At 52.4% G+C, this 15,724-nt stretch carries 15 protein-coding genes; 4 read left to right on the forward strand and 11 right to left on the reverse strand.

Going from position 1 to position 15,724, the window contains the following annotated elements; genetic code table 11:
* Nucleotides 1–3: 3 nt before the first annotated feature.
* The 5 genes from H6507_09140 to H6507_09160 form a co-directional block, all read right to left on the reverse strand.
* Entirely contained in the window at nt 4–228 is a 225-nt protein-coding gene (locus tag H6507_09140) for a hypothetical protein (GenBank protein MCB9369256.1), read from the reverse strand.
* Nucleotides 229–241: 13 nt separating this feature from the next.
* On the reverse strand, nt 242–586 hold the full coding sequence (locus tag H6507_09145; protein MCB9369257.1) for a hypothetical protein: 345 nt from the start codon (nt 584–586) through the stop codon (nt 242–244).
* 125 nt (nt 587–711) lie between these two features.
* Nucleotides 712–1,431 carry a type 1 glutamine amidotransferase domain-containing protein gene (locus tag H6507_09150; protein ID MCB9369258.1) on the reverse strand — a complete coding sequence of 240 codons (720 nt, stop codon included), beginning with the start codon at nt 1,429–1,431 and terminating at the stop codon, nt 712–714.
* A 188-nt stretch (nt 1,432–1,619) separates the two neighbouring features.
* Entirely contained in the window at nt 1,620–2,360 is a 741-nt protein-coding gene (locus tag H6507_09155) for a DUF4159 domain-containing protein (protein ID MCB9369259.1), read from the reverse strand.
* A gap of 43 nt (nt 2,361–2,403) precedes the next feature.
* Nucleotides 2,404–3,825: a hypothetical protein gene (locus H6507_09160; protein MCB9369260.1), complete on the reverse strand. Its 1,422-nt coding sequence runs from the start codon at nt 3,823–3,825 to the stop codon at nt 2,404–2,406.
* A 335-nt stretch (nt 3,826–4,160) separates the two neighbouring features.
* Between H6507_09160 and H6507_09165 the strand changes: the two genes are divergently transcribed.
* The 3 genes from H6507_09165 (at nt 4,161) to H6507_09175 (ending at nt 6,005) form a co-directional block, all read left to right on the forward strand.
* Nucleotides 4,161–4,748: a methyltransferase domain-containing protein gene (locus H6507_09165; protein ID MCB9369261.1), complete on the forward strand. Its 588-nt coding sequence runs from the start codon at nt 4,161–4,163 to the stop codon at nt 4,746–4,748.
* A 275-nt stretch (nt 4,749–5,023) separates the two neighbouring features.
* Nucleotides 5,024–5,689, forward strand: coding sequence for a hypothetical protein (locus H6507_09170; GenBank protein ID MCB9369262.1), 666 nt, complete (start codon nt 5,024–5,026; stop codon nt 5,687–5,689).
* A complete protein-coding gene (locus tag H6507_09175) occupies nt 5,679–6,005 on the forward strand; it encodes a transcriptional regulator (protein ID MCB9369263.1) in 327 nt (108 codons plus the stop codon). The genes H6507_09170 and H6507_09175 overlap by 11 nt, the downstream gene beginning before the upstream one ends.
* A gap of 236 nt (nt 6,006–6,241) precedes the next feature.
* Here the strand turns inward: H6507_09175 and H6507_09180 are convergent, their stop codons facing one another.
* From H6507_09180 to H6507_09190, 3 genes are all read right to left on the reverse strand, one after another.
* On the reverse strand, nt 6,242–8,020 hold the full coding sequence (locus H6507_09180) for a hypothetical protein (GenBank protein ID MCB9369264.1): 1,779 nt from the start codon (nt 8,018–8,020) through the stop codon (nt 6,242–6,244).
* Between the two features lie 252 nt (nt 8,021–8,272).
* On the reverse strand, nt 8,273–9,721 hold the full coding sequence (locus tag H6507_09185) for a T9SS type A sorting domain-containing protein (protein MCB9369265.1): 1,449 nt from the start codon (nt 9,719–9,721) through the stop codon (nt 8,273–8,275).
* 106 nt (nt 9,722–9,827) lie between these two features.
* On the reverse strand, nt 9,828–11,138 hold the full coding sequence (locus tag H6507_09190) for an acetyl-CoA hydrolase/transferase family protein (GenBank protein MCB9369266.1): 1,311 nt from the start codon (nt 11,136–11,138) through the stop codon (nt 9,828–9,830).
* Nucleotides 11,139–11,312: 174 nt separating this feature from the next.
* Here H6507_09190 and H6507_09195 point away from each other — a divergent pair, with 174 nt between their 5' ends.
* Nucleotides 11,313–11,765 (forward strand): universal stress protein, encoded by a 453-nt coding sequence (locus H6507_09195; GenBank protein MCB9369267.1) that lies wholly within the window; start codon nt 11,313–11,315, stop codon nt 11,763–11,765.
* 171 nt (nt 11,766–11,936) lie between these two features.
* Here H6507_09195 and H6507_09200 read toward each other — a convergent pair whose 3' ends face one another.
* From H6507_09200 to H6507_09210, 3 genes are read right to left on the reverse strand one after another with little or no spacing between them, the layout of a single operon-like run.
* Nucleotides 11,937–13,208: a peptidylprolyl isomerase gene (locus tag H6507_09200; protein MCB9369268.1), complete on the reverse strand. Its 1,272-nt coding sequence runs from the start codon at nt 13,206–13,208 to the stop codon at nt 11,937–11,939.
* Nucleotides 13,205–13,990: a peptidyl-prolyl cis-trans isomerase gene (locus tag H6507_09205; protein ID MCB9369269.1), complete on the reverse strand. Its 786-nt coding sequence runs from the start codon at nt 13,988–13,990 to the stop codon at nt 13,205–13,207. The genes H6507_09200 and H6507_09205 overlap by 4 nt, the downstream gene beginning before the upstream one ends.
* Complete coding sequence (locus H6507_09210; protein ID MCB9369270.1) at nt 13,980–15,719, reverse strand: peptidylprolyl isomerase; 1,740 nt, start codon at nt 15,717–15,719, stop codon at nt 13,980–13,982. Before H6507_09210 ends, H6507_09205 begins: the two co-directional genes overlap by 11 nt.
* Nucleotides 15,720–15,724: the final 5 nt, after the last annotated feature.

Below are 15,724 nucleotides of genomic sequence, written 5' to 3' on the forward strand. Positions count from 1 at the left end.
GAATCAGAACCTCCGCAACCGCATATCGTTCATAATCCGCTCCCGTTCCACCTTCAATTTCGCGACGGCAAGCTTCAATCGCTCGCGAACTACGGACGGCGGCATCTCTCCCGTCTGCAAAAATGTATACCCTTGAATCGCGCGGGTGAAATACCAGCCCGCAAAGTGCTCCACCGCGCGGTGCATGCGGCGGGTGGCGCGAGGTGCGCGTCTCTGAAGTAGTGCCAAGTCCGAGTCTTCCTTACTTACTAAACAATGCTTGAATCAACAACACCACCGCGACTGCTCCTGCCAACGGATGAATCAGCGCGATTCCCGCGGGAATCGGCGCTTTCATTCTTCGCAGTGCGAACAGTGCGATGCCGCCCATGGCCGTCACGATGGTCAACAAAAATGCGAGCCACGGCGTGGGGTCCGGTGACGTCGTCGCGTGAATGATAAAAAACGTCACGCCCAAAATCGCCAACCCGCCGTGAATCCACACGAATTTCATTTTCGCCGGAATCTTCTTGACCAAATGCCACAGCGGATTAAACCCAACCGCAGCAGCCAAAGTCAATAACACCGCCGAAAGATAGAGATACATATCAACGATCTCCCAATTTGCTTTTCTCAGATCTCCCCCAAAAACTCGCGTAGCGATTTTGGTGGGATTAAGGGGGGCTTCTGAAACTCCTAAATTTGCCGTGCTGATCTCAAGTCGGCGTACCGCTACTGATCGATTTTGTATTTCGCTGGCCGAACTCGCTTCCCACGATCGGGCGGGAAACCCAGCGTCTCCAAAACTCCCCGCGCAACATTCTCGCTCGATGCCGGATTCTGCCCTGTGATCAGTTTCCCATCGAACACAACCTGCGGCTGATAATTCTCTGCGGTTTTAACTGTCGCGCCTTGCTCTTCAAGTTTGCTCTGCAGCAAGAACGGCATGTACTTATCCAGCTTTGCAGCTTTCTCTTCGCTGTTTGTGAATGCAGCGACTTTCTTGCCGTCGACAAGATACTTCCCATCTGACAGTTTCACATCCACGAAGGCCGCCGGACCGTGACACACCGCCGATACAACTTTTCCGCTTTCGTACATTTGCGTGATGGCTTTTTGCACCAACTCGTTTCCCGGCAAGTCAAACATCGTTCCATGACCTCCCGGAAAGAAAATTGCATCGTAGCCATTCACGTCAATATCTGCCAAAGATTCCGTATTCTTCAAGAGTTCGATTTCGTCTGCGAACTTTTCCTGTGTCTCATCATTCAAACTCCGCGGATCAATCGGCACCACACCTCCGAGCGGACTGGCCACGGTCACATTCACATGGTGTTCAGTAAATATCTTGTACGGCGTCGCAAACTCTTCCAACCACACCCCCGTAGCATGCGAAGAATCAAACTGTGCCGTATTCGTCAAAACAATCAATATCGCAATCAGTGTATCCATATTTCCTTCTTCTTCCGTCATCCTCTGTAAGGACCTAGTAAAACGAACCACCAACCCCAATCTCCAACCACAAACATCAAGTGCTTGTCATCCTGGAAGGATCTTGTAAAACGAGCCACTCCTTCGCAAGTGTCTACTACACTCCCAAGCCACTGCGCCAGCGCAACGTTGCCCACTTTTCAAGTGGGTTACTCCACCCCTCTCGTCAGCGCATACACCAAAACATTCACCCCCATATCCAGCGCCGCCTTGCGTTTCTCCACCGGATCGTGATGAATCTCTTCGGCTTCCCACCCGTCGCAGATATCCGCTTCGTAGTCGTAGTAGCACACCATCACGCCATTCCAAAACAGCCCGAACCCTTGCGCGGGTTTGTTATCGTGCTCGTGAATCTTCGGCGTCCCGTTTGAAAAACGGGTAACGGAATTGTAAATAGGGTGGCCAAAGGGTAAGTCAAACCACTCCGCGTCCGGCAGCACTTTTTTCATTTCGCGCCGAAAGCTCTGGTCCATCCCATAGTCGTCGTTGGCGAACATAAATCCCCCCGCGTTAAAATACGCGCGCAGGTTATTCACCTCATTTTCCGAAAACGCGATATTCCCATGCCCGTTCACGAAAATGATCGGATAAGAAAACAGTTCGTTGGAGGACGGTTCGACGGCCTTAGGTTCGGGATCAAAATCCACGTTCACCCCGGACTCCGCGTACCGCAAAAGATTGCCCAACGCGCGCCCGCCCGAGTACCAATCCCCGCCCCCGTTGTACTTCAAAATCCCAATCTTAATCGCCCCGGTTTCCGCACACACCACCCCCGGAGAGGTCAAAAAGACCCCCGCAAAAACCAAGCAAATCCCCACCCCAGCAAAAACTCCTCGCAAGGTGCTTGACAAGCACTTATTTATCAGCAACTTAATATACCCACTTAGCATTGACGAATTAACTCTTAAACTCTTGGAAATTAGGAACGGTTGCTTAGTGTGCCAATGACTGAAATCCATCAAACATGTCAATTCGATCCATGTACCATTTTCGACCCTTCTTTGTGAGGCCAATCCTTGAATTAGCCCACAACATCGCTCGTTTTTGCCCTGGATTTCCCGACCCAAGAATTTCCACTTGATGTCGCATTTCAAGATAATACCTATTGGGGTCATCATCAGACAGCCAAAACCTGGTTATCATTTCTAGCTCTGGAATAATATCTTGTTTGGGGGAGCTACTAATCGCACCCTTTTGTAACGCAAACTTCCGTACAGCTCCACCGTCTCCATAGTCCCACCTCAATTCGTCGTACCGATTTGTGTCGAATAACTTCATCGCTACCAGAAGTAAGATCGCCTCTGGCGAATAGTTTCGACGATCTTCGTCCGATAATAAAACAAAGGAAGTGAAATTGAAAAGTTGCTCCAAGTCACGCAAACTAAGTTTGCTGCTTCTTGCTATTGTCTGTGCTAGTGCTCGAAATAGTTCCTTTTCATTAGCATCCTTTCTTAGAAGGCTTGCGCGGGAATCAAAATAATCGTCAAGGCTGAATCTCTGAATCATGAAATCAATGAACGATTCACGGGAAGGCTCTGGCAACTTATATCTAATGTCTAGTATTCTCCTTAAATAGACTTCAGCGTCAAGCGCGGGACCGTAGAGCATTTGGAGAGAATGGTGAATCTGTGTTGTGTGAATCACCAATACGAAAGTGATCCCGGGGATGTCGAAAAGGTGCTTTACTCTCTCGAGTGTTGCGACTGCGTAAGGTGGACGACATCTGTCGAGTTCGTCTATCACGATAGTTAGGGCCGACCCCGATTCATGGCCATCACGTTCTTGAATTTCCTTCACAATAATCGACAAGGACTCTTTGAACTCGTTTATTGCGCTTTTTCGCGCCTCGTGTTCTCGAACTACGTCCATTGAAGTTGCCGCTACATCCGGCAATGTGTCCCTTATGCCTGCCTTAACTTCGTCCGCAATCCCATCAATATTTAGTAATCCCGCCGTTAGTAATCTTGTAAGTGCTGGTATTGACCTAACCGCAACCTTAGTTGCCGCATTTCCAATCACCTTCAAGTTCTTCACTAATTCCGTGCGATTACTAAGACCGTCTTTTTCTTTTTCAATCTCACTCGTGATCTCCGAGACTATCGAAGAAAGCGGATCGTCAGCATAATCATTCTCCCACGCAGAATAGTAGATACACACCTTACCTTGATTTCTCATTTTCTGTAACCACATTCTTACGAATGTGGTTTTTCCATAACCCCAAGCGGCATCTACAGAAATTACCAACGGGGTTTGATGTGTACTTAATATCTGAGTGAGAACGTCCGCGTATTTTTCTCGGTCGAGCTTATCGTTATCAAAAGGTGTCGCTTGTGGAATCTCGATTAGACTCTTCATACACTCCTCTTTTTTGCTGGCTGCAAATCTTCCATCGCCCCCCCCTCTTCACTCCACCGCCAACCGAACCCCAAACCCCACCAACACCGCCCCCGCAATCCCCGACACCCACCGCCGCAAAGACTCCCGCGCAAATAACCTCCGCGCCTTCCCCGCCGACAAAGGCGCAAACTCCCCCAAGATAATCCCATAATATAACTCTCCCCACCCATTTTTGCAATTGGCGAACTCCCGAATTGTCAATTAGTTGAGCAGGTTTTGCCGCGCCTCTTGCTCCCGTCACACGATTTCCCTATCTTGGGAAACTTCAATACTTTCCAAGATTCCAGAGCCAAATGAGCAATTACGACGATAAACACGTCCTCGACAGCCGCATCGGCGCCGACGAAAATCTCTACGACCCCGCCCTCAAGCAGCGCACCCAGCGCCTGCTCAAAATGTTCACGGACTATTGCAAAGACTACCCGCTCCGCGAACGGTGGCTCGACGTCGGCAGCGGCGAAAGCTACATGCGCGACGTGCTCCGCGAAGAAACCAAGATGAACATCGAAGTCAGCGAAGTCGATCTCGACGTCGAACGCTACGAATTCCCCGACAACACGTTCCACACGCTCACGCACTTCGAAGTCCTCGAACATCTCTTCAATCCGCTCTACCATGTGCTCGAAATGAAGCGCATCATGGCCCCCGGCGGAAATCTGTTTTTGGTCACCCCCAACGACTACAGCCTGATCTACAAAGTCGAGCACGTCCTGTCGCGCAAATACCGCCCGCACTTCCACCAATTCTCCGAACGCGACTTGCAAGATCTCTTCCACCGCGCCGGTATGAAAATCGTCCACCTGAGAAAATTCTACAAGTCCCCCTCAGGCACAATTGCAAGAGTAAGCAAAAACGGCTTCTTCATGCACGTCCAAGCGTAGACGCTTGACCCAATGACGCTGGCGCCAGCGTGGACGCTGGACCCGATGACGCTGGCGCGAAATCTAAGAATTCTCGTTCCGGTGTAGGGGCGGATGGCAATCCGCCCGCGTTCCACGACAATTCCGCCGAGCCGGGTTAAGGGCCGCCGCAACCCGGCCGGAACAAAAGACTCCAAAGACACAAGGCCGACTTGACAATCGGCCTTTTCTTTTGTACATTCAAATCAGTTTGAAAAACAAACTGATTTGCCGACAACCTTAACCGGGAGCCGTTTATGAAGTTCAAGAGCGATTTTCCAAGCATGGAAGACAAGATTTATCAGAGGTTTAACATGGATGGAGCGATGCTCACGTCCGTCGGATTTCTGTTTATCTGGGTGGGACTCGTGGCAACTTGGCCCGCATGGCGAAACGCACTTCCGGCATTTCTGGCCGTCCCCGACTACTATGCCACGCTCATTCCGTTGGTCATCGGTTCCGTTGCAAGCATTCTTCTGGTCAGGATTTGGCGAAACCGGATCACCTTCCCACGGCTGGGCTATTCAAAGTTCGTTGCAAGGCGGGAAATTCCGAGGCATTGGGTGCTGCGCTTTGGCTTGCTCTGTTTCGCGCTCGATTTCGCCTTCCTTCAAGCGTTGAAATTTGCACACAAGCACGGAATAGCGGAAACATCATTCACAGGAGTACATTCGGACCCAATTTCTTTTGCGGCCATTGTGTTGGGAACCGGACTGGCGCTGGTCGGTGTCATGCTGGGAATGAAACGGCTGTTGGCTATTGTGCTGCCGCTGATTGCTCTCATCTATTTGGCTCCGTTTATTCACTTCGAAACGAGTTGGATTGTCGTCGTGGCCGGATTGACGCTCGTGCTTTTGGGAATGAATCGATTGAAGAACTTCTTGCGGAACAATCCGATTCAGGAGAATCCTGATGTTCAGTGACGACGCCGCGGCAGGCAAGGGAGGGATTCCCGAAATTGATCTGGTCGTGCACTCGCCCGCGCGACTGGCGATTCTGGGGCTCCTGAGCGTCGCCAAAGTTTCGGACTTTCTCTTTCTGGAAAAGCAAACTGGATTGACGCGCGGGAATCTCTCAACTCATCTCACCAAACTTGAGTCGGCGGGATATGTCCATATCGAAAAAAAGTTTGAAGGCCGGATGCCGCGCACACTGATTCACCTCACGAAGGAAGGGCGAACTGCTCTCAAGACTTACCGCCAACAGATGGAAGAGGCTTTGCGCGATTTGCCTGAATAAATTGACGAGTATGAAGGGCAAGCGGAGAGACCTTCACCTCGATTCCGTATAAACACAGGTGGTATTATTGCGCACCTAAGCTACTCTGTAACCGGGGCAGGTGAAGACACCTGCCGCCGCGCAAACAAGAAAAGCGGGCCGGAGAAAATCTCCGGCCCGCTTTATTTTTCGGATTCCGGCGGGGAACCGCGCTGACGCGCTTAATCCCCGCTCGGCGAGTAACGGGGGAATCAGAATTACTGCATCACCACCGGGCAATTCACATTCACGCCCGGATCAAACGTGACCGTCACCGCCGCAGCCGTAGTCCAGTCGCTGACATTATCAAACTCGGCATTGTCATAAGCTGTCACATCCCACAACGGAGAGTAACCGCCTTGACCGGGAATTGTGGCGACCACGTTGTGAGTTTGGTCGGTACCGGGTTCGGTCTTGAAGCCTGACGGAGGACCGCCGCCATCTTCGTCAGGATTGATGTTGAAGCACACCAAAATCGGCGACGTCGGCACCATATCCGCAGCCGGAGCCAGTGCGGCTTCGTCAAAATTGAAATACGTCACAACTGAATCACGATACCAGCCGCGCGTCAAGCCGTTCGCTCCGCCACCGAGATCAGCAGTCGAACCCTCCGGAACAACCGGACAATTCACAAGCACGTCAAGCTGTTCCATCGGCAAACCCATGTCTATGATCTGCTGAACACTCGTGATCGTGTTCGCAACATAGTCCGCCGGAACGGTGACAACGTTCGGCCGCCAGAAATCGTTATAGTCGGCGTCGCCGGGAATGTCGTCGACGATGTTGAGTTGTCCGGCAACAGGCGAACTCTCTCCGTCGCGTTGCAGTACATAAATCGGCGCCGGAGTTTGCGGCATCACATCGAAGTTGTAGTAGGTGACGTTGCCGCCGTCCGGTCCGAGACCGTGCGTGATGAACGGTTCTACGTCCATATCAATCGCTTCATCGGCTGCGGGCAGTGCGGAATTTCCGCTGCGCTTAAACAGGTGCCCCGCCGCATCGCTGAAGCGGTCAATATGCGCGCGCGGCGCCGTGTCAGGATTGCCGATGTCGATTGAATTCTGCGCAACGATCGGACAATTCACATTCACCATGGGATCAAACGTCGGCGCAACCGCCGCGGCACTGGCCCAATCGTGAACCATATCAAATGCAGCATTGTCGTAGGCCGTCACATCCCACAGCGGAGAATATCCTCCCTGTCCCGGAACGGTTGCAACGACGTTGTGTGTTTGACTCGACGTTCCTTCAGCCTTGAATCCCGAAGCAGGGCCGCCGCCGGTTTGATCAGGATTGATGTTGAAGCACACCAAAATTGGAGAGGTCGGAACCATGTCGGAAACTGCGGTTATTCCGGCTTCATCAAAATTGAAGTAAGTTACTACGGAATCGCGATACCAGCCGCGCGTCAAGCCGTTCGCTCCGCCGCCGAGACTTGCCGATGAGCCTTCGGGAACTATCGGACAATTCACCACCGTGTTCATCTCCTGCACGGCTAATCCCATGTCCACAATTTGCTGGAAGCTATGAATCGTGTTGGCTATGTAGTCGCCCGACACCGACACGATGTTCACGCGCCAGAAATCATTGTAATCCGTGTCGCCGGGAATGTCGTCGACGATGTTGAGCTGTCCCGCTACGGGGTTTGTTTCACCTTCACGCTGCAGCACGTAGATCGGCGCGGGAGTTTGTGACATCACATCGAAGTTGTAATAGGAAACCGCATTTCCGTCGGCGGCAAGTCCGTGTGTGACAAATGGTTCTTGATCCATGTTGATCGGAGCATTTGCCGCCGGCAATCCGTTTGAGCCATCCCTAACAAACAAATGCCCCGCGGTCGCACTGAATCGATCAATGCTCACACGAGGCGCAGTATCGGGATTGAGTCCCTCGGGGGACATGTTATCGTTGTTGTCGTCATCGCTGGAACAGCCCACCATACCCATTCCAAAGGCCACCAGTACCAGCGCAACCAGCCAAAAATGGCGAGTCTTCATTTTCTCTAACCTCCTGAGAATTCTTTATTTGTTCGGCGTCGAGCAACACAAGAAACGTCCGGCGCGAACGGACAAAATCCCCAGACTATAAGAACTCTCCCGTAACGCGGCAGGATGGCGCTGTCCGCATCACGTTTCGTTTACGCTCACCTTTAATGGAATGTTCCTGATTTTTAAATCTATTTTGGTGAAAGTTGCACATAAAGAAAGAGGCCACGATAAACATGGCCTCTTCTCACATCACTAACTCTGTTATTTCATGAAAACGATCTTCTGTGCAAACGAGTTGGTTTCGTTCCAAGCGCGTATGAAATATATCCCGCTGACAAGACTCGCCGGCGCGGAATATCTAAGCACAGAGTTTGAAAGTCTTCCGCGATGCAGCACGTCGACCTCGCGGCCCAAGATGTCGTACAGTGTAACCGTCAGCTCCGTGTTTATACGAACATTTATATTAATCGTAACGGAGCTATTGAAAGGATTGGGAAAAACGGACAGGTCGAAGTTTGATATTATTTGCGGTTCGCGAGGCTCGCTCGCCTCCATGATCTGACCCGAATCATAAAGATTTCGCAAGTAGTCCGCTTTGCGAATCACGTCATTGGGATCGATTCCAAACACAACCGCTGTAACCACCGTGTCGACACTGCCGGGAGAAAGTTGGAAGTTGCCTGTGCCGAGGATGAAGTCACCGTCCGTAGGTTCAGGAGTCGGGGTGTCGAAGTTTCCGGGCGTGAGTCTTGACCAAAGCGCTGCGTCGTCATTCATGCGCACGGCCCCGGGAGGAGAAAAGAGTTCAAATGAAGTCACACCCAAGTCGGCGGGAGTCTTTAGAAACGTCGTTCCAATAGCTCCGACATTGATGCTGTCACTGAGGGGCACCCAACCCGGGCTGCCAATGTCGTCACTGTCAATTGTGATCGCAATCTCATGATCCGCGCTATAATAAAAGAGATCGTCAGCCGAGTCCTGACGACCGCCCACAAGAGTGCCTACAATTACGCCAAAACGCATTGAAAGGAAATTGATTACGCCGTCATTGTGAAAGACGTACATCAGGACTATCATGTCCTCAAGATCGGGTCCGAGGAACTCCAAGTACCTCCCCTCGACTCGCAATCCCAGTCCGCTGCGGGAAGTATCATTCGGAAAGGCAAAAAGAGTATCCGTTCCGCGTACCCGCCACTCCATGTCGGCGTTGTCATCCATCTGAAAATAGGCTTCCTGATCAGCCCATTGTTGCGCGTTCGGAAAATGGCCGAGCCAGTGGTTGCTCCAACTACTTGGCCACGTGTTCGGTTGGTCACTTCTTGCGATATGGGGAGTCTCTCCGGTATTCACGCGGTGGAATCCGGGCAACGGCTCAAAACCCCAGAAGGCTCCGCCACCGGGAGGTCCGTCGGGGTTTCCGCGCGGACCGTAGCTTGTGCAAACAGAGCGAAGCGTGTCGCCTGAGGGATGGACAAATTCTACACCGAGCAAGGGAGAAAAGTCTCCCATGTACTCATCTCCGGTTCCTTGCGGCCATTCAAACGAGATTTCGCCGACGTTTCCCAGCAGGCCGTAATTGTAGAACGTTGTTCTAACGCGATTCTCGTTTAAGAGGTTTATCGCGCGATTTTGAATGGAACCGTACTGTGCGAAGGAAACCGATGCAAACAACAAGGCAGCAAATCCGATACTCCAGATGTGACGTGGCATGACCGGGGCTCCTGATGGTGGGTTCTTTTAAGCAGGAAACAAGAGAGGGCTGAACTCATTAGAATTCAGCCCCCCTTTAATCCCCCTGTTTGGGGGAAATTTGGTTTTAGATTAATTTGCGCTGCTCGGCGGCATACTTCAACTCTTCGCGGAACTTGGGATGCGCGATTCTAATCAACGCATGCGCGCGTTCGCGAATGGTCTTGCCGTGAAGATAGGCGACGCCGTATTCCGTGACCACATAGTGTACGTCGGCACGGCTCGTGACCACACCCGCGCCCGGTGACAAGACCGGAGTGACACGCGAAATCGTGCCGCTCTTGGCTGTGGATTCGAGCGCGATAATCGGCTTGCCCCCGTGACTGCGGGAAGCTCCGCGCACGAAGTCAACCTGTCCGCCAAATCCCGAGAAGATCGAGTGACCGATTGAATCCGAACAAACTTGCCCGGTCAAATCGACTTGCAGAGCGCTGTTGATCGAAATCATGTTGTCGTTGCGCGCAATCACGAACGGATCGTTCGTATGATCCACGGGACGGAACTCGACCAGCGGATTGCTCTTGACAAAGTCGTACAGCAATTTCGATCCGAGCACGAAGCTCGCGATCATTTTGTCTTTATGCAAATTCTTCGCGCGGCAATTGATGACGCCAGCATTTACAAGTTCCACCGCACCGTCGGAGAACATCTCAGTGTGCATTCCGAGATCGCGCTTGTTGGTCAAGCTCGCCAACACCGCGTCGGGAATCGCGCCGATACCCAATTGCAGACATGCGCCGTTGGGAACAAGTTCGGCACAGAACAAACCGATCAGCTTTTCGGCGTCGCTGGGTTTCTTACGCGGCAACTCGGGCAGCGGGTGGTCATACTGAACCATCGACCTGAAAACGGACTTGTGCAAGAAATTCTCGCCGTACACCCGCGGCATCTCTTCGTTGACCAATGCAATCACGTTTTTGGAATGACGGACGGCTTCGAGCGTACACGCGCAGTCGATGCCGAGGCTGCAGAAACCGTGATGGTCGGGCGGCGTCACTTGCACCAAAGTGGTGTCAATCTTTAGCGCGCCGCTTCGGATAAGTTCGGGAATTTCGGACAAAAATATGGGGGTATAGTCCCCGCGGCCTTCGTTGATCGCGGCACGGACATTGGCACCGGTAAAGAGGGCGTTGGTCCGGAAACTCTTTTCCATGCCGGGGTCGGCATAAGGTGCCGGGCCAAAAGTCATCAAATGCGCGACTTCAACGCCTTCCAACTCGGCCCCGCGCGCGGCGAGAGCTTCAACTAATAATTGAGGTACTGCTAAACCCGATCCGACAAAAACGCGATCATTTGATGCTACGCAACGCAACGCATCTATCGCTTTCTCCAGCAGTTCGGGGGGCGCTACTGGAGCTTCTGCAATATGCGAACTCATGTCCTGCTTTTTCCTTATGTTATAACACCGCAGGAAATTGACTAACTACATCAAATTTCCACTGCGGGAACTTATTGTCATAGTTGCGATTGTAATTTATAGGCAATTGCAACTCGCACTCCAAAATACGCAATTGCTCGCAATTTTTCAACGCGAATTTTTCGGAGGTTTGTCATGCTTGACTTCCGCCTTATACTCAGCCCGATTGACTTTTCTGAGTCGTCATACCGTGCACTCCGTACTGCGGATGAACTCGCGCGGCGCTACAATGCCGACTTGCACGTGCTGCACGTGGTTCCGCCCGTACCCTTAGTGGAATTGCCACCCGCGTCGGGAGGCGCGTCGTTTGACGTAAAACAGTATGAAACCGAGCTGATGAAAAGCTATCAGCAATCGCTCGATGAAGCGATCAAGAAGTTTGTGAAACCCGACATCCGGGTTACTAAACATCTCGAAATGGGCGATCCCGCACATGAGATCGTGCTGGTCGCAGAAAAGATCAAACCGGACGTGATCGTGATTGCGACTCACGGACGAACTGGACTCAAGAGGTTCTTGTTCGGCTCCGTTGCGGAAGCTGTAGTAAGGCGCTCGCCCTGCGCGGTGCTGACGATACCTGCGCATTAGCCGGTTGATATTACACGTGACAAATTGCTGACTTCGCTTTCTGCGAGTCAGGATGCATACGGCGTTCTCCGCCCAAGCAATACTTGATCAAACCCGGATTCCTTCAGGGCTCATGTGAAATAGAAAAGCCCCTCTTGTGAGGGGCTTTTTTGTTCCTGTGCGGATACAGTCTTAGCTCTTGCGTTCCACGTAAGTTTCCTGCGCCAGTTTTTCAAGCCACTTTCGGAATTCCTCGTCTTGCTTTTTGGCCAGTGCCATTTGCTCGATGCGGCTGAAGTCTTCCTCCAATGTAATTGCGCGGGAATAAACGCGATCTGTAACCTTGACGATGTGAACACCGAATATCGTACGGAAAGGATCCGTGTACTCGCCTTTCTTTTTGCCCTCAAGCGGAGCTTTGAACTCTTCCGGGAGTTCGGCGGGACTAAACCAACCCAAATCGCCGCCATTGGCTGCGGTTTTTGTGTCGGCCGAGAGATTAAGAGCGAGCTCCACAAAATCATCGCCGTTGCGAAGTCTTACAACTAAGGACTCTGCCTCGGCCATGGTAGCGGCTTCGTCGACGGAATCGGGTTCGACTTTGAAGAGTATGTGGTTGGTGTTGATTTTTTCACCGGTGCGCTCATTCAAGCGAATCAAGTGCACTCCAAAAGGCGAGACAACGGGTTCGCTGATTTCTCCGGGTTCGAGTGCGTAGGCGACTGCTTCATATTCGGGCACAAGATCACCGCGGTTGGTCGTGCCAAGTTTTCCGCCGTTTGCCGCCGAACCCGTATCGTCGGAGTAGCGCGACGCGTATTCTTCGAACGTAATCTCGCCGGAGAGAATTACTTGACGGGCCGAATCGGCGCGGGCAATCGCGGATTGGATTGAAGATTCCGAAACCCTGTCCTGCAAGAGGATATGTGCGAGACGAATCGCGTCACGCAGAGGCGGAACGGAGTCCTTGATTGCATTCCAGAATTCCACCACTTCGCTGCGCGAGACCTTCACATTCGCCATGTGTTGATGGCGCATGCGCTCGATGAGCAGGGTTTCCTCGACTAACGGACGGAATTGCCGTTTGATTTTGCTCAGCGGCATGCCGTAGTATGATTCGAGTTTGTCCTGCCCGCCAACTTGATCCATCAAGTTCTTGATGCGCCCGTCCAACTCGCGGTCCACTTCCTTTTGCGTCACGGTGATCGAATCGGCGCGCGCGCGTGTGAGCAGCAGTTTCTGCGCGATTAGGTCGTCCAACACTTGCGACGAAAGCTGTGTCAATTGTTCCTGCGACAGCGAATCAAGGTTCGCTTCCGTGCCCATCGTGTATTGCATGTACTGCAAAACCTCTGACTCGAGAATGATCTCGTCGTCCACGACGGCGACGACCCGGTCAATTACTTCTTCCGCATTCGCAAACATGACGCAGGCGAGTATCGCCGCGACCAGCAGTCTTATCATTTAGATTCACCCATTATCTTCGGCTGATAGCGGCTGCGCAAATCGTTGTCCAGCCGCTCTTGTCTTCTTTGACTCTGCTCTGTCAAGAGCTGTTCCCGAATTTCACCGCGCACCGCGTCGAGACCGAGCTGTGCTCCTTTCGGATATACTTCATGCAAACGCACGAGTCGATATCCTTCACCAAACGGCAAGACTTGTGTCAGACCACCCGGCTCGGTGTTGCGCACGCCGTAGAGCAGGGGAGGGTCCAGCTCCTCGGCGGAGGCCAACCAGCGGCCTTCCCAGATGACAAAACCTGAACGGAGATTTGCTGTGTCCGCTTGCTGCAGCGCACGACGAAAAACCTTCAGCGAATCTTCAGACTCACACCAGAAGCTCTCTATCAAATAGCTGTCCGTCGGACGCTTGAATTCGTCTTGGTGTCCCGCGTAGTAGGCCGCAATCAGCGAGTCTGAAATTTCCGGCGACGGTTGACGCGAAAGCAGAATCGCACGGTAGTATTGGTTCGCGATCTCACGCTCTTTTAGGACATACTCGGGATTCTCGCGCAGCTTTGCCGACTCAATTTCCTGCTCGAGCATGGCCATGTCCAACCACTTGGACAGCATGAGCTGCCGTTCGTCGGTACCGAGACTGTCGAGATTTTCACCAGACCATTCCTTGAATCCCTCGCGAGTCAACTTGCGGTTTCCCGCCTCGGCGACGACTCCGCTGCTATCTGTCTTTGTGCAGCCGGCGATCAAAAGCAGACCAAACAGCGCAAACCAAAGTTTATTGATCACGTGCGGCGCGTTCCTGCCGCTCGGGAGGCAGCGGCCACATGGTCTTAAGTTTCTCTTCATCAATCTTCAATGGATAGCGAGAAAAGAGCATCTTTTCGAGATCGTCCTGCAACTGCTTCGTGCGAATAGTCCGGTTCTCCCGGCGCGCCTCGTTCTTGGCTTCTTCCCATGTCATCGTGCGGGAAGGTATGATATCCAACAACTGCACGACCGAGAAATTCTTGCCGATCTTCACGACTTCGGAAACGTCGCCGACTTTCTCCAAGCGGAAAGCGGTTTTTCCGATTAGGCCGAACCGTTTTTCTTCGAACGGTCCGATGCGGCCCGAGTCACGCTTGGTTGATTCCTTCTCGTTGAATTGCCATGCGAGCTTTTGGAAATTCTCGCCTTTCATCGCACGGTCGCGCACGCGTTCTGCCTTGCTGCTGTCGTCCTTAATGAAGATTTCGCGAATCGTGCGAGTTTCCGGCTGAATGAAATCCTGCAAGTGTGATTCGTAATAGGCTTTGTCCGAGTTTTCGTCCAACTCGAGCTTGTCGGTGATATCGACCTTTTCGACTAACCGCTCGATTGCGGATTTCTTCTGTTGAACGACCGCGGGGTCATCCATGGCGCGTTTGACGAATCCTTCTTTGGCCGCTTTGTCTTCGAGAAACTGCGGCTCGCAAATCGCGTTCACGAGATCTTTTACTGACTGCGGATTTTTCCAGTCCACGCGATAGGCATTGCCGCCGACCTTTTGAATCATGTCATCAACCGTGACCGTTCCCAGCTTGTGCGTTGCGGCGACTTCCTTTTTCTGTTCGGCTGTGAAGACCGGACCGAGCTCCTGATTGAGCGGCGTTTGCGGATCGTTCAATTTGTCCGTGAACATCTTCAGCACGTTGTCTTCGAGTTTCAGGCCGTATTCGTCGTGCAGAGCATCGACGTATTCGCGGGCCTTTTCCGAGAGTTTTTGTGATTCGACGTCGCGAAGGCGGCCGGCGATTTCTTCTTTGGACTCTTCAAAAGGCTTGCGGCCTTCAACTTGGCGAACCGAATCCACCATGATCAAGTGCCAACCGAACGGAGACTCGACCGGGCCGGCGAGTTTATGCGGCTCGGCTTTCCATGCTGCGCGCTGGAACTCATCGACCATGCGGCCCCACGGAAACCAACCAAGATCCCCGGAGTCTGCTGCGGTCGTCGCGTCTTCGCTCAACTGTTTGGCGGCCGCTTTGAAATCGAGACCCTTTTCAATCGCGGTCTTGATCGAGTCGATGCGGGCCTTCAAACGCGCTTTGTCGGCGTCGGTCGTATCGGCTGCGCTCTTCTTAATCAGAATATGCCGTGCCGAAATTTCCTTAGCGGAGTTGTCGTAAAAATCCTTGACCATGTCGTCTGTGATCACGGCGTCGATGATTTTCTCGGTGTAGAGCAGATCGAGTGCGCGGCGCTTGGCGGCGTTCTCGATTCCCTGTGCAATTTCGACGTTTTCGTCGTAATGGCGCGCGAGACCTTCTTGATACTTGGCCTCTTCGAGTGCCATGTCGGTTAGAATCTTCTTGCGTTCTTCGAGGGTTCGTTGCTGGATGTTCTCGTCCGTACGGAACTGCATGAGCATCGCGTCACGGTATTGCTGTTCCGTGATGATCTCGTTGCCTACTTTGGCGATGTAAGGTTCTTGCTTCTTGCAGCCGGCGACGATTACGATTGCGATCAAGCCGAGCAGCATGAGGTAGCGTTGCATTTTCT

The organism is Calditrichota bacterium, from assembly GCA_020637445.1.
Lineage (GTDB): Bacteria > Electryoneota > RPQS01 > RPQS01 > RPQS01 > JABWCQ01.